The sequence below is a fragment of the Enterovibrio qingdaonensis genome, from assembly GCF_028683135.1.
Taxonomy (GTDB): domain Bacteria; phylum Pseudomonadota; class Gammaproteobacteria; order Enterobacterales; family Vibrionaceae; genus Enterovibrio; species Enterovibrio qingdaonensis.
In genome coordinates this window covers 1-22,456 of record NZ_JAJUBB010000035.1, presented here as the reverse complement: position 1 = coordinate 22,456, position 22,456 = coordinate 1, and the positions used below count along the sequence as shown (strand labels likewise).

At 48.6% G+C, this 22,456-nt stretch carries 23 protein-coding genes; 13 read left to right on the top strand and 10 right to left on the bottom strand.

Annotated features, from left to right (window positions below):
• From LRP49_RS24385 to LRP49_RS24375, 3 genes are all read left to right on the top strand, one after another.
• Positions 1-1,419 (top strand): calcium-binding protein (locus LRP49_RS24385; RefSeq protein ID WP_274146187.1); only part of this gene is annotated, 1,419 nt, incomplete at its 5' end.
• A 159-nt stretch (positions 1,420-1,578) separates the two neighbouring features.
• Positions 1,579-2,253 carry an SDR family NAD(P)-dependent oxidoreductase gene (locus LRP49_RS24380; protein WP_274146186.1) on the top strand — a complete coding sequence of 225 codons (675 nt, stop codon included), beginning with the start codon at positions 1,579-1,581 and terminating at the stop codon, positions 2,251-2,253.
• A gap of 16 nt (positions 2,254-2,269) precedes the next feature.
• Complete coding sequence (locus tag LRP49_RS24375) at positions 2,270-3,382, top strand: flavin monoamine oxidase family protein (protein ID WP_274146184.1); 1,113 nt, start codon at positions 2,270-2,272, stop codon at positions 3,380-3,382.
• Positions 3,383-3,392: 10 nt separating this feature from the next.
• On the opposite strand, the gene LRP49_RS24370 is transcribed toward LRP49_RS24375, so the two are convergent.
• Positions 3,393-3,773: a DUF805 domain-containing protein gene (locus tag LRP49_RS24370; protein WP_274146182.1), complete on the bottom strand. Its 381-nt coding sequence runs from the start codon at positions 3,771-3,773 to the stop codon at positions 3,393-3,395.
• 385 nt (positions 3,774-4,158) lie between these two features.
• Between LRP49_RS24370 and LRP49_RS24365 the strand changes: the two genes are divergently transcribed.
• Genes LRP49_RS24365 through LRP49_RS24350 form a run of 4 tightly spaced genes read left to right on the top strand, consistent with a single transcriptional unit; the run spans position 4,159 to position 7,739 of the window.
• Complete coding sequence (locus LRP49_RS24365) at positions 4,159-5,070, top strand: siderophore ABC transporter substrate-binding protein (protein ID WP_274146180.1); 912 nt, start codon at positions 4,159-4,161, stop codon at positions 5,068-5,070.
• A gap of 28 nt (positions 5,071-5,098) precedes the next feature.
• On the top strand, positions 5,099-6,040 hold the full coding sequence (locus LRP49_RS24360) for an ABC transporter permease (protein WP_274146178.1): 942 nt from the start codon (positions 5,099-5,101) through the stop codon (positions 6,038-6,040).
• Positions 6,027-6,977 (top strand): iron chelate uptake ABC transporter family permease subunit, encoded by a 951-nt coding sequence (locus LRP49_RS24355; protein ID WP_274146176.1) that lies wholly within the window; start codon positions 6,027-6,029, stop codon positions 6,975-6,977. The genes LRP49_RS24360 and LRP49_RS24355 overlap by 14 nt, the downstream gene beginning before the upstream one ends.
• A 6-nt stretch (positions 6,978-6,983) precedes the next feature.
• A complete protein-coding gene (locus tag LRP49_RS24350) occupies positions 6,984-7,739 on the top strand; it encodes an iron ABC transporter ATP-binding protein (protein ID WP_274146174.1) in 756 nt (251 codons plus the stop codon).
• A 61-nt stretch (positions 7,740-7,800) separates the two neighbouring features.
• On the opposite strand, the gene LRP49_RS24345 is transcribed toward LRP49_RS24350, so the two are convergent.
• Positions 7,801-8,190: a DUF805 domain-containing protein gene (locus LRP49_RS24345; RefSeq protein ID WP_274146172.1), complete on the bottom strand. Its 390-nt coding sequence runs from the start codon at positions 8,188-8,190 to the stop codon at positions 7,801-7,803.
• Positions 8,191-8,371: 181 nt separating this feature from the next.
• Here LRP49_RS24345 and LRP49_RS24340 point away from each other — a divergent pair, with 181 nt between their 5' ends.
• Positions 8,372-9,313 (top strand): DMT family transporter, encoded by a 942-nt coding sequence (locus LRP49_RS24340; protein ID WP_274146170.1) that lies wholly within the window; start codon positions 8,372-8,374, stop codon positions 9,311-9,313.
• A gap of 92 nt (positions 9,314-9,405) precedes the next feature.
• Here the strand turns inward: LRP49_RS24340 and LRP49_RS24335 are convergent, their stop codons facing one another.
• From LRP49_RS24335 to purU, 7 genes are all read right to left on the bottom strand, one after another.
• Positions 9,406-10,392 (bottom strand): Ldh family oxidoreductase, encoded by a 987-nt coding sequence (locus tag LRP49_RS24335; protein WP_274146168.1) that lies wholly within the window; start codon positions 10,390-10,392, stop codon positions 9,406-9,408.
• Positions 10,393-10,522: 130 nt separating this feature from the next.
• Positions 10,523-11,113 carry an aminomethyltransferase family protein gene (locus LRP49_RS24330; RefSeq protein ID WP_274146167.1) on the bottom strand — a complete coding sequence of 197 codons (591 nt, stop codon included), beginning with the start codon at positions 11,111-11,113 and terminating at the stop codon, positions 10,523-10,525.
• A 1-nt stretch (position 11,114) separates the two neighbouring features.
• The gene (locus LRP49_RS24325) at positions 11,115-14,024 is read right to left on the bottom strand and encodes an FAD-dependent oxidoreductase (RefSeq protein ID WP_274146165.1); all 2,910 of its coding nucleotides are present in this window, start codon (positions 14,022-14,024) and stop codon (positions 11,115-11,117) included.
• A complete protein-coding gene (locus tag LRP49_RS24320; protein ID WP_274146163.1) occupies positions 14,021-14,326 on the bottom strand; it encodes a sarcosine oxidase subunit delta in 306 nt (101 codons plus the stop codon). Before LRP49_RS24320 ends, LRP49_RS24325 begins: the two co-directional genes overlap by 4 nt.
• Positions 14,327-14,336: 10 nt before the next feature.
• Positions 14,337-15,584 (bottom strand): FAD-dependent oxidoreductase, encoded by a 1,248-nt coding sequence (locus LRP49_RS24315; protein WP_274146161.1) that lies wholly within the window; start codon positions 15,582-15,584, stop codon positions 14,337-14,339.
• A gap of 77 nt (positions 15,585-15,661) precedes the next feature.
• On the bottom strand, positions 15,662-16,525 hold the full coding sequence (gene folD, locus LRP49_RS24310) for a bifunctional methylenetetrahydrofolate dehydrogenase/methenyltetrahydrofolate cyclohydrolase FolD (protein ID WP_274146159.1): 864 nt from the start codon (positions 16,523-16,525) through the stop codon (positions 15,662-15,664).
• A 15-nt stretch (positions 16,526-16,540) separates the two neighbouring features.
• Positions 16,541-17,401, bottom strand: a complete 861-nt coding sequence (gene purU, locus LRP49_RS24305; RefSeq protein WP_274146157.1) for a formyltetrahydrofolate deformylase — start codon at positions 17,399-17,401, stop codon at positions 16,541-16,543.
• Positions 17,402-17,542: 141 nt separating this feature from the next.
• Here purU and LRP49_RS24300 point away from each other — a divergent pair, with 141 nt between their 5' ends.
• The 5 genes from LRP49_RS24300 to LRP49_RS24280 all read left to right on the top strand — a co-directional run bounded on the left by LRP49_RS24300 (position 17,543) and on the right by LRP49_RS24280 (position 20,773).
• The gene (locus tag LRP49_RS24300; RefSeq protein WP_274146155.1) at positions 17,543-18,298 is read left to right on the top strand and encodes an IclR family transcriptional regulator; all 756 of its coding nucleotides are present in this window, start codon (positions 17,543-17,545) and stop codon (positions 18,296-18,298) included.
• Positions 18,299-18,447: 149 nt separating this feature from the next.
• A complete protein-coding gene (gene arfB / locus LRP49_RS24295; RefSeq protein WP_274146153.1) occupies positions 18,448-18,861 on the top strand; it encodes an alternative ribosome rescue aminoacyl-tRNA hydrolase ArfB in 414 nt (137 codons plus the stop codon).
• A gap of 95 nt (positions 18,862-18,956) precedes the next feature.
• On the top strand, positions 18,957-19,394 hold the full coding sequence (locus LRP49_RS24290; protein ID WP_274146152.1) for an acyl-CoA thioesterase: 438 nt from the start codon (positions 18,957-18,959) through the stop codon (positions 19,392-19,394).
• Positions 19,387-20,013 carry an ABC transporter ATP-binding protein gene (locus LRP49_RS24285; protein WP_274146150.1) on the top strand — a complete coding sequence of 209 codons (627 nt, stop codon included), beginning with the start codon at positions 19,387-19,389 and terminating at the stop codon, positions 20,011-20,013. The genes LRP49_RS24290 and LRP49_RS24285 overlap by 8 nt, the downstream gene beginning before the upstream one ends.
• Positions 20,006-20,773 (top strand): ABC transporter permease, encoded by a 768-nt coding sequence (locus LRP49_RS24280; RefSeq protein ID WP_274146148.1) that lies wholly within the window; start codon positions 20,006-20,008, stop codon positions 20,771-20,773. Before LRP49_RS24285 ends, LRP49_RS24280 begins: the two co-directional genes overlap by 8 nt.
• Positions 20,774-20,794: 21 nt before the next feature.
• Here LRP49_RS24280 and LRP49_RS24275 read toward each other — a convergent pair whose 3' ends face one another.
• Entirely contained in the window at positions 20,795-22,279 is a 1,485-nt protein-coding gene (locus tag LRP49_RS24275; protein ID WP_274146146.1) for an MFS transporter, read from the bottom strand.
• Positions 22,280-22,456 lie beyond the last annotated feature (177 nt).

The following is a 22,456-nucleotide window of genomic DNA, read 5'->3' as shown; positions in this document are numbered from 1 at the left end:
CATGACACCATTTATGGCGATAACGGCCATGACACACTGCTCGGTGGTGCCGGAAATGATTACCTCCATGGTGGCAACGATAACGACAAGCTCTATGGCCAAGATGGCTATGACACGTTAGTAGGTGGACACGGCAACGACCACCTTGATGGCGGAGAGCATGACGATAAGCTCTATGGCGAATGGGGTAATGACCGCTTAGAAGGTGGCAATGGCAACGATGCCCTTTACGGTCAAGATGGCAATGATGTGTTGGTTGGTGGTCACGGTAATGACCATCTCGATGGCGGAGAGCATGACGACAAGCTCTACGGCCAATGGGGCAATGACCGTCTCGAAGGCGGCAACGGCCACGATGCACTCTATGGCGAAGACGGCCATGACGTTCTTATAGGTGGTACCGGTGGCGACCTACTTGATGGTGGCAACCACAATGACGTGCTCTATGGCGAAGGTGGTCATGACACCCTTTACGGTGGAAACGGCGACGATAAGCTCTACGGTCAAGACGCTGGAGATAAACTGTACGGTCAGGAAGGCAACGATACCCTCTATGGAGGATACGGTGCTGACTACCTGGACGGTGGTAACGGTAATGACTATCTGCGTGGTGAAGGCAACCAAGATACGGTTCGCGGTGGAGCAGGTAATGACCGTATTTACGGCGATAATGAAACTGACCACTTATACGGCGACGCAGGTAGCGACCACATTGAAGGTGGTAATGATAACGACTTCCTGTGGGGCGGCGACGATGCCGACTACCTAAACGGTAATCACGGCGATGACCATATTTATGGCGACCGAGGTGCAGATACACTCGTTGGTGACCGCGGCGCAGATAAACTCTGGGGCGGAGATGGCGGTGACAAGCTTTATGGCGGCGTCGGTGCTGACCAACTATACGGCGGAGGCGGTAACGATTTACTAGATGGTGGTGACAGCAATGACTACCTGAGAGGTGAAGGCAACAAAGACACCATCTATGGCGGTAACGGTAGCGACTACCTGTACGGCGACAACGAAAATGATCATTTACATGGCGGCGAAGGCCACGATTATCTCAGTGGTGGCAACGATGACGATTACCTTTGGGGTGACGGCGGTTGTGACACCTTAATCGGTGACAATGGCTGCGACTTCCTAAATGGTGGCTATGGTAATGACCGACTCATCGGAGGTAAGCACCATGATACCTTCTACTTCGAGGCTGGGGCCGGCTCTGACGTGATTGCAGACTTCAACAAACGTCAGGACACCATTCAAATCGATGATTCGCTGGCATGGAAATTCAATCAAATTTCCTACTGGGCAGATGGTGCGAATACCGTCATGTCGATCAATAACGGTAAAGCATATGTCACTCTCGAGAACTTCTCCGTTTATGATGTGAGCTCAGATATGTTCCACTTTGTTTAGTTATACGTTCTAACCCAATCAAAGCCGGATGGCTTCTTCCCGTCCGGCTTTTTTGGTCAATAAAGAAAACCTATTCCACCGCTAAAACAATCCTGCCTCGACCCTAGTATTCAGCACGTTAACATTTGGTGAATAAGCGCGTTAATCACGGAGGTATCGATGAACTCATCAAAAGGAAAACTTTTGGCAGTGATTGCTGGTTACGGTGAGGGGCTGGGTGAAGCGATAAAGCGTACCTTTGAAGACGACGGCTACGAGGTCGTCACCGTCAGCCGCTCGGGAGGAATGATCCTCGCAGACACAACAGATGCGAATGACGTAAATCGTGCGTTTGCAAAGATCAGTGCCCTTCATGGCACACCGGATGTCGTGATTTGCAACACCGCTATTCTGACAATCGAAGGCTTTTTATCAACCACATCCCCCCGCTTTGAGGAAACCTGGCGAACATCAGTCATGAGCGTTTTCAATATCGCTCAGGCGACCATACCACTTATGGCTAAGCAGGGAGGCGGCACTATTTTGGTCACTGGCGCAACGGCGGGTCTTCGAGGTGGCAAAAATTTCAGTGCCTTTTCATCCGCCAAGTTTGCACTGCGAGGATTAACGCAATCACTCGCTCGAGAGTTCCAACCTCAAAACATCCACATCGCGCACATCGTTATTGATGGGATCATTTGGTCACCAGTAAGCCAAGGTCGCTTCCCTACCCTACTCGAAGATAAGGCGATAAAGCCGAAAGATGCTGCGGATGTTTACCTGTTTATCACCAAACAGCCATCCAGTGCGTGGACACAGGAAATTGATATCCGCCCGTACAACGAAACATTCTGAGCATGGAAATTCCATTATGAATACACATATTAAAACAATCATTGTGGGCGGCGGATTAAGCGGACTATATGCAGCCTCTTTGTTGGAGCAAAAAAATCAGGATTACCTCCTCATTGAAGCACGAGAACGCTTTGGTGGACGCATTGTCTCAACGGGTTTAAATCACAACCAAGAAGCCAACGTCGATTTGGGGCCATCGTGGTTCTGGCCAAACATTAACCCCCTGCTTTCCGCGTTGGCTGAAGAGCTCGGCATCAAGCGTTACAAGCAATTCGGCAATGGGCATTATCTGCTGGAGAAAGCCCGAGGAGCCCCACCACAAGCTATCAACTTGGGCTACGACATCATGCCCGATACCTATCGTCTCGAAGGCGGCATGCAAGCAATTATCAATGCATTACTGGATAAGATCCCCACGCATAAACGTCATACCGATCGTGAAGTGGAGCAAATTACCCAAAATGACGACGATACCTATACACTCACATTCAGTCAGCCCGAAGAAACGTTGACACTAACAGCAACAAGCCTGATCTTTGCCATGCCACTCAGACTCATTGCTCGCAAAATCCATTTTGAACCACCGTTAAACCAACAGCTTCAAAACGTGTTTAATAACACCGAAACCTGGATGGCAGCGCATGCCAAAGCAGTATTCATCTATGACAAACCATTCTGGAGAGAAAATGGTTTTTCTGGGTCAGCCTCAAGCAACGTCGGCCCCATGGTGGAAATCCATGATGCATCACCAGAAATAGATGGAGAACCGCAATATGGTGCGCTGATGGGGTTTATGGGGATTAATGGACCCGCACGGAAAACCGCGGGTGATGAGACCTTAAAAGCTTTGGCGCAAAAACAACTCGTCAAATTATTTGGTCCTGAAGCGGACAATCCGATTTCCGTCCAATATATCGATTGGTTTCAAGAGCGCTTCACGGCAACCAATGATGATGTAGCTACCATGCACGGGCTTTATGGATTAACCCAGAAAGACCGCAATCATCCAAACATATTCTTTGCAGGAACGGAAACATCCCGCCAATACGGCGGCTATGTCGAAGGCGCATTAGATGCAGCCAGCAACGCCGTCAACCAGCTTATGGAAACCTCCCTTCAGGCTCTCTGAAGGGAAACCCTCAAATTCCGCGACCAAATATACCGATAGGGTCACAGCCATATCGATTGGTTCCTTTCGTGCCCCGAAACAACGCCCCGAACATGAGAATCAACGCAACACCGGGTATAGCACCTATAAGGAGCCACCAGCCAGACAAGTTCAAGTCGTGGAGACGTCGAACACCAACACCAAATGTTGGAACAATGGAGATCAGAAACCAACTTGCAGTGACGGGATAGTTTGAGGGATCAAGGGGAACATCACCGTATCGGTATACATCAATAACAATACATGCGGAAAAAACACAGAACTGCATTATGCAATAGCCCCAATATTCTTTCCTTCTTGCGCGTCCAGAAAACTTCGCATAGTTAAGGAACGCTTCGAATAGCCACTTCATCGGACCTCCCTTATCCTTCATTATCAAAGTGATAAACATAAAATCAACGAAGGACGCTACCAGATACTGATCCAGACAAAACCAACATGCACCGCAAAATAAAAAAGCGGTTTTGAAGTCACTTCACTAAGTGAGTTTTTTATTTTTTTTGAGACAGTTTTGATGTGACCTTTTCTTGAGTCGATGGAAATTGCTATGCATTGCTGTGCCCATTTCATCACGTAACCCACCTTAAAATGGCCAACAAACATTGCCTTACTCTCTATACAATATGAAATGTTGTTTGAGTCGCGCACGACTTTGGCAAAGGTTGAAGATGAAATAAAGTCTCTGTATATTGCGAACGATATTGATAATGATTTTCATTTGTAAAATGGAGTGCACAATGAAACACCTTTTTCTCACGGGGCTGATTTCCCTTTTAAGTATCCCTTTTGCCTTCGCTGAAAAAGTCACCGTCAAACACCTTATGGGAACCACGACCATTGACGGCATTCCCAAACGTGCAGTGGTCATTGGACTAGGCGCAATGGATGCTGTAAATGCCTTAGGTATTGAACCGGTAGCCGTGTCTAAAACACTCCCTCAAACGCCCGCCTACCTTGAAAAGTTTCAGTCAAAACAATACGCCAATGCGGGTAGTTTGTTTGAACCCAATTTCGAGGAAATTTATACCCAGCAGCCAGACATCATCATTGTCGGGCCACGCAGTTCATCCCGCTTCGAAGAGCTGTCGAAAATCGCTCCAACCGTGGTATTTGCGGCCAACAGTGACAAAGGGTATTGGCAGGCGACCCAAGAGCAATGGCGCAACCTCGGTCAAATTTTCGGTAAAGAAGCTCTGGTTGAACAAAAAATTCTCGTCATGAATACTCAAATCGACGCAATACGGTCGCACAACCAAGCCACTGGCAATGATGCATTAACCGTGATGAGTTCTGGCGGCAAACTCACCTCTTTTGGCGCAGACTCACGCTTCTCTGCCATTTATCAGGATTTTGGTTTTAAAGAAACGGTCGAAGACATCACAGTCAGTACCCATGGTGACATGATGTCCTTTGAATTCATTCGTGAAGCGAATCCAAAGACCTTGTTGATCATCGACAGAGACACACTCATCGACCCAACCAAAAGCACAACGCGCGAAAGCTTTAACAATGCGTTAGTCAAAGCAACCCGAGCTTACCAAACCGACAAAGTGACATATCTGGATTTGAATGCCTGGTACCTGTCTATGTCAGGCATTACCGCCACCGAACAGATGATTAAAGACATTCAGCGCAGCATCTCGCTTTAATCACACGGTCTTTGCTCAGAGGTAAACCTTGATCGCTTTATTATTTCCACTCGGCTGCCTCAGTCTGGTATCGCTGTTTATTGGTGTTAGTCCGCTCTCACTTACGCGTTTGTTGGCAGCAGACGCCGATACGTTAAATCTTTTTTTCACCAGTCGTCTACCTCGGTTGCTGGCCATATTATTGGCAGGTGCAGGATTAAGTATTGCAGGGCTTATCATGCAGCAAATAAGCCAAAACCGTTTTGCCGCACCCTCGACCACAGGCACGATTGAGTGCGCCATGCTCGGCTACATGTTGAGTTTTGTTCTCTTTGGAAATGGCAATCAGCTTTGGTTGATTTTCGGTGTTGCCATGCTGGGTACGCTGGGGTTTGTCACGCTCATTCAGAGAATTCAGTTCCGAAATGCCGTGCTTGTACCGCTTATTGGCATAATTTACGGCAGTATCATCGCTTCCGGTACCACATTTATCGCCTATAAATATGATGCTATTCAGGTACTCAACGCATGGACGGTCGCCAATTTCGCTAATATCTTAGACGGCAATTTTGAACTGCTCTACATTGCTATCCCTATCGCCCTTTTTAGCTATTTGTACGCTACCAGAATTTCCGCGGTCGGTATGGGCAAAGACTTCGCTATTGGTCTCGGACTCAATTCCCAACAGGTGTTGATCATCGGTGTCATGTTGGTTTCTGTTCTTTCTGCCAGCGTCGTCATGATTGTCGGCTCCCTACCCTTCCTCGGTTTGCTCGTGCCGAATGTCGTTAGCCTTTTTTACGGTGACAACCTCAGAAGAAACATTCCTCGCGTCGCCGCATTGGGTGCATTACTCGTGCTGAGTTGCGACATTGCAAGCCGACTGATCATATTTCCCTACGAAGTCCCCGCCTCCATGCTCGTGAGCATATTGGGCGGTATCGCGTTTATCTATTTCATACTCAAAGGGCCCAGTCATGTCAGACAATAAGAAAATACTGACTATGGCATTCACGGCTATTGTCTTTGCCGTACTCTTTATCGGGATAGGATTAACAGCCACCAACTACGGCTATTTTCTCTCTCATCGCGTCCCCAAAGTGTTAGCCATTATCGTCGCTGGTATTGCCGTGGCACTGTCGTCACTGACGTTTCAAACCATCACCCACAATCGCATTCTCACCCCCAGCATCATGGGATTCGATGCACTTTACATGCTAACGCAGACCCTGCTTGTCTCCTTATTTGGTGGCTTCAGTTTGTATATCGTGAATGCCTATTGGAACTTTGCCATCGCGACAAGCGTTATGGTGGTCTTCTCGCTGCTGTTGTTTGGATTTTACTTTGCCCAAGGAGGACGCAATCTGATAGTGCTTTTACTGGTTGGATTGATACTCGGACAAGTGTTTGGCAGCTCCGCCGCGTTTTTAACGATGCTAATGGATCCCAACGAGTTTCTCGCCGTTCAAAGTAAAATGTTTGCCAGCTTCAACAACATCAATGTGGAACTCGTTTATTTTTGCGCCCCCCTGCTCTTGTTGGTTAGCGTATTGCTTTTCCGAGATCATCAAACCTTGGATGTGTTCTGGCTCGACAGAGACAATGCCACCAGTCTTGGCGTGGATGTCGCGATGACAACACGTCGATCACTTATCCTCTCTTCCGTCTTGATTGCGATCTCTACCGCATTGATTGGCCCTGTCATGTTCTTCGGTCTTTTGGTGACAAACCTGACCCGAGAATTATTCCGCACCTACCAACACAACGTCCTGCTTATAGGCTGCTCGCTCATGTCAGTGTGTACGTTGTTAGCAGGGCAATGGGCGGTCGAAAACATCTTTCAATTTGAGACCACATTAAGTGTGGTCGTGAACTTCGTCGGCGGTGCCTATTTCATCTGGATGCTGCTGAAAAACAAGGTGGTTTAAACCTCAATGATTACGTTAGAAAAGCTATCAAAAGCCTTTGGTTCTCAAGCCGTCGTTGATGATGCCTCAAGCCAGTTTGAAAAAGGGAAAGTAACGGCCATTATCGGCCCTAACGGCGCAGGGAAAAGTACACTCCTTTCTATGGCAAGCCGCTTGTTGCACCCTGACACTGGAAACATCCTTATTGAGGGAAAAGCTATCGCAGATTGGAACACGGGAGAGCTGGCTAAACACCTTGCGGTACTGCGTCAGGCAAACAGCATCACCATGCGCTTTACCGTGCGCGAGTTAGTCTCATTCGGGCGGTTTCCCTATTCAAAAGGCAATCTCAACGAACAAGATAACGCCATGATTGATCAATCATTAACTTATTTAGATCTTACCGATCTTCAGGATCGGTATCTTGACCAACTCAGTGGCGGACAGCGACAACTCGCCTTTATTGCCATGGTGATAGCGCAAGATACCGACTATGTATTCCTCGATGAGCCTTTAAATAATCTGGACATTAAACACGCTTTATCCATCATGCGAACCATTCAAAAGCTCGCGCATGACATGGGCAAAGCGGTGGTCATTGTCATCCACGATATTAACTTCGCGGCATGCTACGCCGACCGCATCATTGCAATGAAAGGCGGGAAAATTGCTGCAAATGCGCCAACAGATGACGTCATAGAAGAGCGGGTACTTAGTGAGATTTACGACACCCCATTTAGTATCGTTGAGGCCAACGGCAAGAAAATGTGTTTGTACTACTAAAAAACACAATCCCCCGAAGGGAAAAAGAAACCCGCCACATTGGCGGGTTTCTTCCTTTTAATTAGACAGTAAAGGTACTCGTACTAGCTTGGCTACCCTTAGGATCGGCACCAAAGCGGTTATCCCCTTTGTCTCCTTGAATCGCTTGCAAGGCCAACAGGACAAACACGCCCAAAGGGATTAAACCCACCAACGCCCACCAACCGCTGCGGTTTGTGTCATGAAGGCGGCGTACGGTTACCGCTAGCGTTGGAAGAAACACTAATGCCGCGTAAACCAACCCTATCGTGCCAATACCCCGTGCAGGATCGAATGTACCGAAATACTCATCTACAAATGATAAAGTCAACGAAATCAGGATATTGAATAACAAAAACATCCAGTACTCTTTTCTACGTGCGCGCCCGTTAAACTGCACATATTTTTTGAGCACACCAATATACCAATCCATTCTCTCTCCTTGGGTATCGCAAATTTACGTACCGCCAAATGCGGTTAATAACATTACTCTATCAAAGAAATCTCGCTGATGTGTAAGGTGTTTTCGCAAATTATTTCCCTTTAGAGGTTGAATACACTTTGCCAGAATGAGTAACCTGTTTGTTTTCTCTTCGACTTGGAAGCGTGACTTAATGGACGCACCACGACTTCAACATACGCATATTGGTTGGCTACCTGTTTTTCTCGCGGTGCTAGCAACAATGAGTTGGGCGGGTAACATCACGCTGGCGAAGTGGCTCAATGCATCGATACCGCCTATTGGGTTAGCATTTTGGCGTTGGTCGGTCGCCGCTATCGTCCTTTTGCCTTTTGTTATCCGGCCGATGCGCAAAATGTGGCCAATCTGTCGACAGCATTTAGGGTTAGTCTTCACGTTGAGCCTGCTCGGTGTGGCGGGGTACAACACCCTCATTTATATCGCCCTAAAAGACACCCTCTCAACGAATGTGTTAATCCTTCAGTCCTCTTCTCCTTTAATGATTCTGTTAGCCCAGTTCATTTTATTAAAGCAATCTGCCACAACACGCCAAATTCTTGCCATTTCCGTCTCTGCCGTTGGTGTATTGCTTATCGTCACGCAGGACAATCTCGCGGGTGGGATCTCCATTGGTAAGAGTGAAGGTATCGCCTTGTTCGCCATTTTGATCTGGGCAAGCTACTCGGTGTTGGTGCAAAAGCTTCCTCAAGAATTGAAAGGCCTCCCCATGCTAGGTTACACCGTCACATTGGGCGCAGTAATTCTTCTTCCTTTCTATGTGTGGGAATCGGTTTACATTGAACCCATGCCGCTCTCAAAGGAGAGTGTTTTTCTGGGGCTTTATACGGGAATCTTTGCCTCTGCCATCGCATTCTTTTGTTGGAACAGTGCTATCACAAGGATGGGAGCCTCAAGGACTGGTCAGTTTATGCACTTAATTCCGGTGTTTGGCTTGCTGTTTTCTGCTCTGTTACTTGGGGAAAAAATGGACACGCACCATCTTCTGGGGATTGGGTTTATTGTCGTGGGTATTGTCATCGCGAATACGTCTGCTCGCATGACAAAAAGAAAGGCACCGCGCCAAATACAAAAATAGACAGTGTACAAGGCATCCTATCCCCATCACCGTGATGGGGCGTTAAGGAGAACTTCTTCAGGTTATTGATCTCGACCAGCCCTTTAGGTCAGCTATTTAGGCCCTTGAGATAGATCGAGGGCTAATGCCCACAAAGACTCTGGCACATCAACCTCGGTCAGTTCTTGGATAAACTGCCCCGGTAACCGTGTCCCCTCGTCTTGAGAGACTAAATCAGCAACCTGCTGACACCGCTCATAGAAATGTTCAGCATTTGCAGGATCGATAAGTAAGAAAAACTGCCCGAGATCGTGAGGTTCACCTTGCGGTGCTTTCAGCGGTTTAACAAATTGAGAGGCAATGCCGCCTGTTAAGCCCGCAGTCAGTAACTCCGCCATCAATCCAAATCCCCAGCCTTTATAGCCCCCAGCAGACACCAGAGAACCTGCCAGTGCTTTATGCGGATCCGTCGTGGGCTGACCAAATTCATCCAGTGCCCAGCCTTCTGGAATTGGCTCCCCCGCTTCTTTTGCCATGGTGATTTTTCCAAGTGCGACAACCGTTGTAGATTGGTCAAACTGCATGGCTATTCCGCCATTACCATCAGGAACAGAGAAAGCGACGGGGTTCGTACCAATGGTACGTATTTTTCCACCGGGCGGAGCCACTATCGGAGAGGAGTTGGTAAACCCAATGGCAATCAGGTCTTGCCTGGCAAGTTGTTCCGTGAAGTACCCCAAAGAAGTGCATGTATGACTGTGCCCAATGGCCAAAGATGCCGTGCCGTTTTCACGGGCAGCATTTATGGCGGTAGGTAAAGCACGGGCAAACGCGGGTTGCGCAAATCCGAATTTGGCATCAACGCTGACAAAACCCGGTTTAGGCAAGGTAACGATGGGTTCTGCATCTTTCACCACTCGACCTGAAACCAGTTGTTGGCAATAGCTTTGCAAATAGTAGAGCCCACAAATGCGGTTGTGCCGAGATTCGTTTTTAGCCACGGCGTGAGCGACCGATTCAGCGATCCACGGTAACGCACCATGTTTTTCCAATGCGGTTTTACAAACCTGATGAACCTCAGAAATTGTAATAACTGGCATACATACTCCTTTCGAATTGGCACAAAATCAGCCATTTCCTTGTCTTTGTAAGTGAGTTTTTTCTCTTTCCCCCTTTGCTACGCCTCCCTCAATTTGCGTCCTTTTTGTTATTCATTACGTGGTTACAGAACTACTCTCGAAACTCCATCGCTGCATCATCAAGTGCTCGCCACAAATAGTCCGCACTTGAAATATCACTCAAAATCAGGAATCGCGTTTGCTCAAGATCGGATTTTGATACATTGACCACGACAGATGACACACGGGCAACCGACGTTTGTGCGATACGGCCAGCAGGAAACGCCTTAGCGCGAAGGTCTACGGCACACACTTTGGCGAACATATTCGGGCAGTCCGCACCAGTCAGAACAAACACAGCGGTGCTGTGTTGACAATACAAGCGCGTGACATGCGCATGTGCAAGTGCCGCTTTTTCCAATTCAATGATGAACTCAGTATGCTGGCTTTTAGTATCGAGTATCCAAAACTCCGTTTGGCTAAGCCGTAACAGCCACAAGCACTGGCTAATCGGTACCGCTTGATTTGGCTGCGTCGGAATGGCTATGTTTCGTGCCTCCAAAAATGCCGCCGCTTCAGACCCCCGAAAACCAATCCGATTTGACGTGGTGGCATTGTAAAAAGATATCGCAGAGATAAGAGGTTCCGACTCAATGCCACTGTGCCTTAGCTGCGGTTGTGTACTGACTAAATATGAAACCATGCTAGTTGACCTCCTGCCGCGCACCATCCGGGTCATAAAAGGGTAAGGGAACCACTTCCGGCCACACCTCTTTTCCTTCTACTCTGATAGGAAATAATGTACCGGGGGCCTGCTGATCCACCCCAACAAATGCCAAGCCAATATAAGCATCGAGCGTCGACGAATATTCACATGACGTGACGTTTCCGGTGATGTTTGATTCAGCTCCAGCTTTATCCAACACCAAGTGCCCCTCTTCAGGTTTATCTGAAGTTTTCTCGAGCTTAAAGCCCACCAGCTTTCGAGTTTGTTGGCGACGCATCACGATCTCGACAGAGCGAGAGCCAACATAAAACGGTTTGGCTTTCGCGATTGCCCATGTCAAGGAAAGCTCCCCAGGATGAGACATGCCGTCCGTGTCCTGCCCGACAATAATGTGGCCCTTTTCCAAACGCAGTAGACGCTGCGCTTCAACACCGAATGGACGCATATCAAATGCTTCACCGGCTGTCATAAGGGTGTCCCAAATTTTCAGTGCAAACAGCGTAGGCATGTGGATTTCATAGCCGAGCTCCCCGACAAAACCAACGCGCATTAACCGAACAGGCATTCCGTCAATATGCCCTTCACGATAAGCAAGGTACGGAAACGCGTCTGGCGAAAAGTCGACATCCTCACACACATTTTCAAGCACATGACGAGAATTTGGGCCTGCCACATTCACCGCTGAAAAGGCGGACGTCACGTTGGCAATATCGACATCTAATCGCCACTGCGCATTCCATTTCTTCATTTCGCGGTAAACCGCATCAACGCCACTTGTCGTCGCTGTGACATAGTAGTGATCCACTGCAATACGGCACGCCACGCCATCGTCCACCACAACACCTTGTTCATTGGTCAATACCGCATAACGGGTTTTGCCGACGGGTTGCTTTACAAACGCAAAGGTATACATGCGATTGAGAAATTCCGGTGCGTCAGGCCCATAGACTTCAATCCCTCCCAGGGTACTGACATCAATGATGCCGACATTCTGTCTCACCGCTAACGCTTCTTGCTGGATGAGGTCTGCGCGCTGTGCCGGGTCACCATAATAGGCAGGACGTCGCCACACCCCTGCCGGCATAAACTCTGCCCCCAACTCCTCATGTCTTTCATGCATGGGAGTACGCTTAACAGGGTTAAATATTCGTCCAGCCAAGTAGGCTAACTTTTCTGGAATAAACGGCGGGCGAGCAGTGGTCACGCCTGTTTCACTCACGGTTCTCTCTGTTGCTTTCGCCACCAATCTCGCTGTCGGAAGGGCAGAATGACGACCTTGTGAGGGGCCCATTCCAACCGTTGAAAATCGCTTGACCAGTTGAATGTCTCGATACCCAAGGCGGGTTGCATTAACGATGTCTTTTGCTTGCAGATCTTCATCGAAATCGACGAAATCTTTCCCCTTTGGGTGAGGGAATATCGGCCATGGGAAGTTAGTCTGCTGATCACACTGAATCTCTTCAGACACAATATCAACCCGTCCTAGCTTTATTAAACAGTCAGTTGCCGCGCGCTGCCCATCAGCCAATACGTTTTCCAAGTCATGAATACCATTGACCGAACCGGCAATATGGAGATTTTCTGGCAGCTTTTTCAGGCTAAATCGTGCGGTGTCATCGTCATAGCTCAACTGCGCCCCTGCCTGACAGAGCAATTGGTACGTAGGCATATAACCTGCAGATACACAGAGTAGATCGCACGCTATCGTGGCGACTTTTTCTATGGGTGCGTACTGCTCATCAATGGAATAAATATCCACCATGGAAAGGTGATGTTGTGTAGCACTGGCTTCATATACGGTTGCCCCTGACAAAATGGGGATCCCCAATGATTTCACACAATCAATGAGTTCGGCGTTTGGCGCGGTTTGGCGCATATCAACGACAGAAATAACCTCTACACCATGTGTGGCAAGTTCAATGGCCGTCAGGTAACCGTCATCATTGCCCGTGAGCACCACCGCTTTACGCCCCGGTTTGACAGCGTAATGCTTCATTAACCGCATTGCCGCACTGCACAACACGATGCCAGGAAGGTCATTGTTTCTGAAAACAACGTGCTGTTCGAACTCGCCAGATGCCACAATGCATTGTTTTGCCCGCACTTTATACATGCGGTTGTCCTTCAAGACGGGCAGGTAGTTATCGGTAAACCAAGCATTGCAAACCGCATCTGTCAGCACACGGATGTTAGGGTGGCTAAGCACTGGCGGCCGCAGAGATACCATGGTTTCCGTGGCGATTTCACCGTCGATATCGAATCGGTGATACGTCAGCGCACCGCCGAGTTGCTTGTTTTCGTCAACCAGCAACACATCCGCGCCGTGCTCTGCCGCAGTAAGTGCTGCACTCAAGCCTGCGGGGCCACCACCCACCACCAACACATCGCAAAACAAGTAAGCTTTATCATAGTACGTGGGTTCAAACGCCAAGTTCGCTTTCCCCAATCCTGCCTTTTTGCGGATCAGAGGTTCCCACTTATCCCAAACTCCCTTGGGCTTATAGAATGCACGATAGTAGAAACCGACAGGCATAAACCGTCCGGCCTTTTCAAGCAACGCATCTTTGTCGTGTTCCAAAGAGCCATTGTAATTTTGCCCTTCAACATTGGGAGCTTGAGACGCCTCAATACGATCGGCCAATACGTTGGCTTCCTCGGGCAATTGAACCAAGGTATTGGCGTCTTGTCCTGCCATGGTCAGCGGCCCACGAGACCGATGGTATTTAAACGAACGGGACATCAACCAGTGATTATTCGCAATCAGCGCGCTGGCTACCGTATCGCCCTCCACGCCTTCAAAAATCTGACCTTCAAACTCAAAACGCACCGGCTTGTTGCGAGAAATTAAGGACCCCATTGGAGGAGGTAATCGGCGGTCGTCCGTCATTGCATCCCTCCTTTGTCGTCATCTACGTTGAAAGAGACCTTTTCCTTAAATATCTCACTCGGATCATAGGTGCGGATAATGTCGTCCGAAGCGGTGTGCCGCTCTGCAATAAACCAGTAGCCTGACGCACTATGAAACCACCATTCGCGAACGATTTTGATGGTGTTGTCTGCGTAAAACACGTAGTCGGCCCATTCTTTATCTGAACAGGTGTTGTGATCCGGCATGGTTTTCACCTCACCGCCATACACAAATTCATTAATGTTTCTTGGACCGTTTAAGGGACATGGCATCATTTTCATCAGCATTCTCCTAATGGCTCGCGGCCGTCGCCCCCATTTCATTGACTTGTCTGAATTCGTCGAACCTATCCATCGAAAACGGAGCGATAAGGTCAGGTACTTTCCCGCCAGAGGCCACAAGTTCAGCCATTGTTTTGCCGCAAATAGGCGTCGCCTTGAATCCCCACGTTCCCCAGCCAGCATCCAAATAGTAATTATCAATCGGGCTTAACCCCATGATGGGGCTGTAGTCGCTGGTCATGTCCGTGGTACCTGCCCATTGGCGCAGCAAGGTGAAATTGGCCATAAAAGGGAACATTTCTATCGCACTGGCGATAAGGCTTTCTTTGAGATCCAGAGTCGAGCGAGTGTTATACAGAGGGTAAGGATCCGACCCGCCGCCAAATACGATTTCACCGCGGCCTGTCTGTTGCACATAGCAATGAAGTGCCGAGGAGCTGACAAGAGGATCAAGAAAGGGTTTAACTGGCGTGGTCACCATCGCTTGCAGCGGATAGCTGGTCAACGGCATGCGGAAACCCGCCATTCCCGCGACAATCGAGCTGTGACCTGCCACGGCTTGCACAACACAATCGCAGGCCACGTTTCCGCGATTGGTCTCGACCGACACCACTTTTCCGTTCGACGTATTCACCCCGGTCACTTCGGTCAATTGATGAAGTTCGACACCGCGTTGCGTTGCCCCTTTCGCGTATCCCCAAGCCACGGCATCGTGCCTTGCGGTGGCACCATCCAAATGCCAAAGCCCAGCCAGTATTGGCATGTCAGCAGGGTTCATGTTGAGGGTTGGCACCAGCTCGCGAATTTGTTGCGGGTCGATAAGTTCTGTGCGTCCGCCGAAGTGTTTGTTCACTTCCGTGCGTTGCCGAAACGATCGAACTGTGGCATCAGTATGCGCGAGTGTCAGTTGCCCACGTGAGGAATACATGATGTTGAAATCAAACTCATTGGACAGATTTTGGAACAGCTTAACGGATTCGCTATAGAACCTTACACCTTCAGACGTTAAGTAGTTCGAGCGTATTACTGCCGTGTTTCTCGCCGTGTTTCCGCCGCCAAGGTAGCCCTTTTCGAGAATTGCCACATTGGTGATGCCATGATATTTCGCCAGGTAATAGGCCGTGGCGACGCCGTGACCTCCGCCACCAATAATCACCACATCGTAGTGACGTTTGAGATCACTAGGAACAGGTAAATCCCAGTCTTTCTCAAACGGGTAGTCGTTAGTAAGGCCATACTTTAGAAGTGCAAAAGGCATTGTACGTTCCCTCGTGACAATGTTGCTAAATAAGCCCTGCGGAGCTTTTTTTAAGTGCTAGCTGAGACTGCTAAGGGTTAGTTGTCGCTAAGTGTTGCGGCAATCAGGGTGTTTTTGATTAGGCACGCTATCGTCATCGGCCCCACACCGCCCGGTACCGGTGTAATCGCCTGACACTTATCAACCACATCATTGAAATTGACGTCGCCCACCAGCTTACGTTTGCCCTCTTGCTCAATCGCGTTGATGCCGACATCAATGACCACTGCACCGGATTTCACCCAGTCCCTCGTGACCAACTCAGGCACGCCAACTGCGGCGACTAAAATATCGGCTTGCTGACAAAGCTTGGCAGGATCGACAGATTTCGAGTGAACAACCGTCACGGTGCAATTCGCGAGAAGTAACAACCGCGCCATTGGCTTTCCAACGATGTTAGAGCGACCAATCACCACCGCATGTTTGCCCGAAATATCGCCCATTTCCCGTTTAAGCAGTTCAAGGCACCCCAGAGGGGTACACGGAATCAACGTCGCTTGTCCTAATGACAAAAGGCCGGCATTCATTGGGTGGAAACCATCGACATCTTTGCTCGGTTTGATGAGATTAATAATGCGTTCTTCGGACAGATGCTTTGGCAAAGGAAGTTGAACCAATATGCCGTGCACATCATCACGTTCATTCAGTTCACTCACCACGTCATCCAACGCTTGTTGGGAGCATGATTCATCAAGCCGTTTTACGATAGATAGCATCCCCGCCTTTTCCGCACTCCGGATTTTATTGCGTACATAAATGGCACTTGCAGGGTCGTCTCCCACCAATACCACCGCGAGTCCTGGCTGTTTATAGCCTTGCGCCATTCTCTCTTTGACTTCCTGTGCCATTTCTTCAATCAGCTGCTCGGAGATATGCCGACCATCAATAATTTTTGCTGACATCGTTACCTCAGACGTTTATTGGAAAACAACGGTTTTGTTACCGTACATAAAGACACGGTGTTCAAGGTGAAGCCGCACGGCTTGGGCTAAGGCAATGGTTTCAGTATCGCGCCCAACAGCGACTAATCGCTCGGGCGAATAGGTGTGGCCTACAGGTTGCACACTTTGTTGAATGATCGGCCCTTCATCCAAGTCCGTGGTGACATAATGCGCCGTCGCACCAATCAACTTCACGCCGCGAGCATGCGCTTGGTGATAAGGTTTTGCCCCTTTGAAGCCGGGCAAAAAGGAATGGTGAATGTTGATCGCTTTGCCCTGCAGTTTTTGGCATAAGTCATCGGACAGGATTTGCATGTAACGGGCGAGTACAACCAACTCCGTTTGCGTCTCGGTAATCACCTCCATCAACGCGGCTTCCTGCCTCGATTTGTTGTCAGAATTCAATGGCAGCCAAATAAAACGAATCCCTGCCCGCTCAACGATTGGCCTTAAATCTTTGTGGTTTGACACAACAGCCGTTACTTCCATGGGTAGCTCGCCATTTTCATGTCGATAGAGCAAATCCTTCAGGCAATGATCGAACTTGCTCACCATGATCAGCACCTTCATCGGCGTCGCAGAGTCAAAGAACTGCCAATCCATATTGAAGTGGCTCACCTGCGCTTCAAAGCCTTCTTGAATCATCTCTAGTTCGACATCCTCAGACTCAATTCGACAAACGGCACGCATGAAAAAATTCCCGTTCTCTTCGTCATCAAACTGATGCAATTCAGAAATATAGCAACTTAGGCTTGCCAAATAGGACGTGACTGCAGCAAGGATCCCGCTTGACGCGTCACAGGTGGCTTTGAGAATAAATTCCTTTGAGTCTCGCATGTTTCATCCTGTTGGTCTTTTGATGGACTTTTCACCTTAATATGTGAATTGACAATAAATTGACAGCCCAGTTAGACGAGAACGAAAAATGAACACATAGTTTATTCATATATGAATTTTCTATTCACCGATGAGGAAAAGATGAACAAGGCAGACTATCAGGTGCAATCATTGGCAAGAGGGCTGGAAATCATCGAATTGTTTGATGCAGAACACCGCGTCCTAAGTACCAATGACTTTGCCGAACGTTTAGGTGTCAGCCAATCTTCGATTTATCGTATTGTGCAGACATTGCTCGACAAAAATTACCTGCGAAAAGTAGCGAGAAACGCCTATACCCTTGGCCCACAAGTGGTTTCGCGAGGGTTTTCCTTTCTCGCGGGGCAAGAGTTGGTGGATGTTGCTGCACCGCATTTAATGAAGTTGAGAGACGAAACCAGCATCTCGTGCCATTTGGCGGTGAGGGACGGGCTAGAAACCTTGTACATCTACCGTGCTCAAGCGTCTCAACGGTTGTCGGTGAACATCCCATTGGGTACAAGACTGCCCTGCCACACCAATGCGATGGGAAGAATTTTGCTTCAACAGTTAAGCGATATCGAACTCAGCGCGGTATACCAGTCTATTCAATTTGATGTCTACCCGAAACCGCATCCACAGACACTTCCTGAGCTCAAACACCAGATCACAACGGAACGTAAGCAAGGGTTTGCCTTCAACCGCTCAGATAATGCAACCGCAATCGCGGCACCCATCACCGACTACTTAGGCAACATCATTGCCGCCATCAATATCTCAGGAGCTGAACAGATCATGGATAGGAAACACCAATTTGAAGCCGCAAAAGCAAGCCTACTTAACACCGCAAAAGCAATATCGAATGAAGCTCCAAACTAACACTCTTTGAGTTGCTTGCTCGCTGACAGTAAAAGTACAACGAGTTTGAAGCCAAGGCCGGGGAACGAAGCATTGAGAACGACAGATATTATTGAGCTCATGCCCCTAGATTCGCTATCATTGCCCTGAATTTTCAAGGACACGCCTACATGCTTCATATCTCACAAACCGTTTCTATTGCCGATGAAGAAATCGAGCTTTCCTATATTCGCGCACAAGGAGCAGGCGGTCAGAACGTTAACAAGGTGTCATCTGCGGTTCACTTACGCTTCGATATCAACGCCTCCAGTCTGCCGGCGTTTTATAAAGAACGCCTCCTCGCGTTGAAAGACAGCCGCATTACCAAAGACGGTGTTATCGTGATCAAAGCGCAACAGTACCGAACGCAAGAGAAAAATCGCGAAGATGCGTTGCTGCGCCTTGAGGAGATGATCAAAAGCGTGGCGAAAGTGCAAAAAGCGCGCAGAGCGACCAAGCCAAGCAAATCTTCGCAAAGAAAACGCATGGACAGCAAAACCCAACGCGGCAAAACAAAAGCCATGCGTGGTAAAGTCTCCTTCTGATCCGACCTCACATTCAGATCAACGCCACGGTGACGTATTCAAAAAGCCATGTCACCATGGCACTCACAATAAAAATGACCTAGGAAAGCCCGCTCATGGATAAGACGCTTTTCGGTAACTTCCCGCTCTCTCAAACTCAGGCAATCGTGTGGAACGACATGGATGCCCTCCAGCACATCAACAACACGGTGTATTTTCGTTATTTCGAAGATGTGCGTGTTGTAATGCTCGATGCACTTGGTGTCTTTGATGACATTAAAACCACACAGATCGGCCCCGTCGTTGCTTCCACACGTTGTGACTACCGCGCGCCGCTTGTGTATCCAGATACCATTACCACGGTGGCATGGGTAGAAGACATCCAAGCGAAGAAATACACCATGAAATATCAGATTTTCAGCCACCAGCAAGCACGCTGCGTTGCAGAAGGCGAAGCACTGATTGTTTACTGCGATTTCAAATCCGGTAAGAGTACCTCTATTCCGTCGCATACCGTTGAAGCACTTGAGAGTTACAAAAAATCCGATGTCTGACGTTCTCTCGATTTATCAGCTCCAATCGGAGTATTCTCTCCCTAATTCGCCGACACTTTCTGCCGAGTTGACCGCAGGAGATCACCTCGTGCTGAGTGGTGCTTCCGGAAGCGGAAAAACCAGTCTGTTAAAAGTTATCGCCGCCCTGTCGCCAGCAAAGAAGGGACAAATAACGTGGCAGGAAAAGCCGATTGAACCAACAAATTTTGCATGGTGGCGACGTCAATTTTGTTATTTACCTCAAGAACCCATCATGGGCGCAGAGACCTTGCAAGGCGCACTGGAATTGCCTTGGACGCTTGGTGCAATGACCTCACCTTTCCCAATTGAAAACGCACAAGCTGTCCTAGCGTCACTAAAGCTAAGCCATGCATTGGATACCGACATCAGTGCACTTTCCGGCGGTGAAAAACAGCGTGTTGCGATAGCAAGGGCATTGCTTCTCGACAAGCCTATATGGTTAATGGATGAACCCACATCAGCGTTGGATGGCGACAGCCGCGACGGCCTGATTGACTTGCTCATCAGTAAACCCATTGTTCGTGTTTCCATCTCTCACGACCCAGTGTGGGTAAATAGCGCCACACTGTGCTTTTCGATGGGAGGCACCCATGACTGACGCTTTGAATATCAGTAACTGGGCTTTGGCAGGGTTATACCTCGTATTCATCATTCCCCTGTTCCTGTTTCAACGTTTCCAACTGGGACTGAGTAAAACTTTAATAGCAGCCGTCACGCGCATGACCTTGCAGCTTGCTGTTGTCGGTTTGTACCTTCAAACGCTGTTTGATTTCGCCAATATCTGGTTAAACACCGCGTGGCTTCTCGTGATGATGGGCGTGGCAAGTTGGACTATCTGCAAACAATCAGGAACCGACAGAAAAGCCTTGCTCGTGCCTGTGTTAATCGGTCAATTTGTCGCGATGGTATTTATTCTTCCCTTGCTGACAATCGGCGTGATACAAGCCGACCCATGGTGGAAAGCACAATACCTGATCCCAATGGCGGGTATGTTGCTTGGTAATGCATTGTCTGCCAACGTACTCGCGATTGAGCGGCTATTCTCCTCCCTCAAGGCGCGTCATGCTGAGTTTCAATACTATGTGTCGTTAGGTGCCCCACTGCCTGCTAAACCCTTCCTTCGTGAGGCAATGACTGCCGCCATGAAACCGCCTTTGGCTTCAATGAGTACACTTGGGATTGTTGCTTTACCCGGGATGATGACAGGTCAAATTCTCGGTGGCACAGCACCCTTGCTGGCCGTGAAATATCAGTTAGTGATCATGGTGGCGATTTTTGTCAGTGTGACACTCTCCGTCACCACCACCCTTTGGTTGGCAAGCCGTTCCATTCACAACGAATACGGCCAGCTAAAGTAGTCTTAAAAAGACCTCGTCACCTTAAAGCGTTTCGAGGTCTTTTCCTGATGTTTCAATCCTAAGGTGCCATGTCACTATCGCCCCCAGCAGTGATGTCAGCACTAACAAGAGAAGCAAGATCTTAACCCCAAAAGAAGCCAAGAATAACGGGAAAAGAAACGCTGTAATAATCGCACCAAGCTTGGCAAATGAAGCGGCAAAACCGGCTCCTTTTCCTCTTATACTGGAAGGAAATACCTCACCCGCAATCAGATAGGTTTGTGCATTGGGTCCCATGCTGTTCATAAAATTAAAGAGGATAAACCCAGAAAACAGCATGAGAACTTGCCCTTCCCCGTCAAAAAATAGCGAAAACATCGCCAGAAGCAGGCCCGTAGCACAGCCTATAAACCCGACAATTTGAAGCGTTACTCTCCCCACTCTGTCAGTGAAAATCACCGCAACGACAATCCCCACTAACAAAAACACATCAAGAAAAGCGGTACCTTTCGCGGCTAACAAATCATTTTGGATAACAGCCGCAACAGTGTGGTGCTCAGTGTTGTATGCGCCAAACAGCGTTACCAAAATTGTTGGCGTAAAAATGCCAATGCCATAGGTCGATAAATCCTGTAAAAACCATGGAATAGAAGCCAACAGCGTTGCGCGGCGATGCTGACTAAACAGGCGTTTATACCCTGACCCCAACCTTTTTTCTCTTTCGCCATTGGAACGCGACACCTTCATCACTGGCATCTTTATATTGATGGTTGGTGGGTATGGCGGATCTCTTTTCAACAAAACCGCTAAAGACGCTTCAGCCTCTTTCTTTCGATGTTTGTCGATAAACCAATGGGGACTTTCTGGGATAAAAAAGCGCAATATCAACACCACAATTGACGGTATCAATACAACCGCATACATCCAACGCCACGCGCCCTCATCGGCATAATAAGACAAAATCCCATACCCAATCAGCACACCAGTTAGCGCGCCAATCGCCTGAAAACCGAAGGCACTGAGCACCAGTCTGCCTCGATTTTTGCTGGGAATGCTCTCTGATAGCATCAGGTGCGCCGTTGGGTAGTCGCAGCCAAGCGCAAGCCCTACCCCAAACAAAAACACCAACAGCCAATTCAGCGAAGGCGCAAGAACAACACCAAAAAGAAACAGGGTAAACAGCAACATTTCAATGATAAACATGCGCTTTCTGCCCACAGTGTCTGCCAACCCGCCCAACAAGGAGGCTCCAAACAATATACCCGTCAACGTAGCGGCACTGGCGAATCCTTTTTCGCTAGGGGACAACTCGAAGTCCAATTCAATCAGGGGGAGCGCAACACCCGTCATAAAGACAACCATACCTTCGAAGAACTTCCCCGCCGATGCCAATAGCCAAATACGCCATTGCATCGATGTCATCGGGACGCGTGAAGTCGGCGTGCCATCCCGCCAAACGGGTGCCTCATCAATGTACTTTTGAACACTGCGCGGTTTATCCAGCCGATAAACCAGCTTGGTTTTCACTTTATTCGTGCGGGGTTGCGGCGGGTCGGTTAAGGGGTCGATGTCGACGATCTCCTTGGTGTATGAAACGTAGATATGGACAAAGCCATTGTAGTCAGCAGTACACTGTACGCTTTCTCACTTATGTTTCATGACATTAAGAAGACAGAGAGATACAAAAAAGGCCCTGACAATCAG

What these genes read in the sequence shown, in the direction of transcription:
- LRP49_RS24380 (WP_274146186.1), top strand. Translation starts at nt 1,579, where the DNA reads ATGAACTCATCAAAAGGAAAACTTTTGGCAGTGATTGCTGGTTACGGT.
- LRP49_RS24375 (WP_274146184.1), top strand. Translation starts at nt 2,270, where the DNA reads ATGAATACACATATTAAAACAATCATTGTGGGCGGCGGATTAAGCGGA.
- LRP49_RS24370 (WP_274146182.1), bottom strand. Translation starts at nt 3,773, where the DNA reads ATGAAGTGGCTATTCGAAGCGTTCCTTAACTATGCGAAGTTTTCTGGA.
- LRP49_RS24365 (WP_274146180.1), top strand. Translation starts at nt 4,159, where the DNA reads ATGAAACACCTTTTTCTCACGGGGCTGATTTCCCTTTTAAGTATCCCT.
- LRP49_RS24355 (WP_274146176.1), top strand. Translation starts at nt 6,027, where the DNA reads ATGTCAGACAATAAGAAAATACTGACTATGGCATTCACGGCTATTGTC.
- LRP49_RS24350 (WP_274146174.1), top strand. Translation starts at nt 6,984, where the DNA reads ATGATTACGTTAGAAAAGCTATCAAAAGCCTTTGGTTCTCAAGCCGTC.
- LRP49_RS24345 (WP_274146172.1), bottom strand. Translation starts at nt 8,190, where the DNA reads ATGGATTGGTATATTGGTGTGCTCAAAAAATATGTGCAGTTTAACGGG.
- LRP49_RS24340 (WP_274146170.1), top strand. Translation starts at nt 8,372, where the DNA reads ATGGACGCACCACGACTTCAACATACGCATATTGGTTGGCTACCTGTT.
- LRP49_RS24335 (WP_274146168.1), bottom strand. Translation starts at nt 10,392, where the DNA reads ATGCCAGTTATTACAATTTCTGAGGTTCATCAGGTTTGTAAAACCGCA.
- LRP49_RS24330 (WP_274146167.1), bottom strand. Translation starts at nt 11,113, where the DNA reads ATGGTTTCATATTTAGTCAGTACACAACCGCAGCTAAGGCACAGTGGC.
- LRP49_RS24325 (WP_274146165.1), bottom strand. Translation starts at nt 14,024, where the DNA reads ATGACGGACGACCGCCGATTACCTCCTCCAATGGGGTCCTTAATTTCT.
- LRP49_RS24320 (WP_274146163.1), bottom strand. Translation starts at nt 14,326, where the DNA reads ATGAAAATGATGCCATGTCCCTTAAACGGTCCAAGAAACATTAATGAA.
- LRP49_RS24315 (WP_274146161.1), bottom strand. Translation starts at nt 15,584, where the DNA reads ATGCCTTTTGCACTTCTAAAGTATGGCCTTACTAACGACTACCCGTTT.
- folD (WP_274146159.1), bottom strand. Translation starts at nt 16,525, where the DNA reads ATGTCAGCAAAAATTATTGATGGTCGGCATATCTCCGAGCAGCTGATT.
- purU (WP_274146157.1), bottom strand. Translation starts at nt 17,401, where the DNA reads ATGCGAGACTCAAAGGAATTTATTCTCAAAGCCACCTGTGACGCGTCA.
- LRP49_RS24300 (WP_274146155.1), top strand. Translation starts at nt 17,543, where the DNA reads ATGAACAAGGCAGACTATCAGGTGCAATCATTGGCAAGAGGGCTGGAA.
- arfB (WP_274146153.1), top strand. Translation starts at nt 18,448, where the DNA reads ATGCTTCATATCTCACAAACCGTTTCTATTGCCGATGAAGAAATCGAG.
- LRP49_RS24290 (WP_274146152.1), top strand. Translation starts at nt 18,957, where the DNA reads ATGGATAAGACGCTTTTCGGTAACTTCCCGCTCTCTCAAACTCAGGCA.
- LRP49_RS24285 (WP_274146150.1), top strand. Translation starts at nt 19,387, where the DNA reads ATGTCTGACGTTCTCTCGATTTATCAGCTCCAATCGGAGTATTCTCTC.
- LRP49_RS24280 (WP_274146148.1), top strand. Translation starts at nt 20,006, where the DNA reads ATGACTGACGCTTTGAATATCAGTAACTGGGCTTTGGCAGGGTTATAC.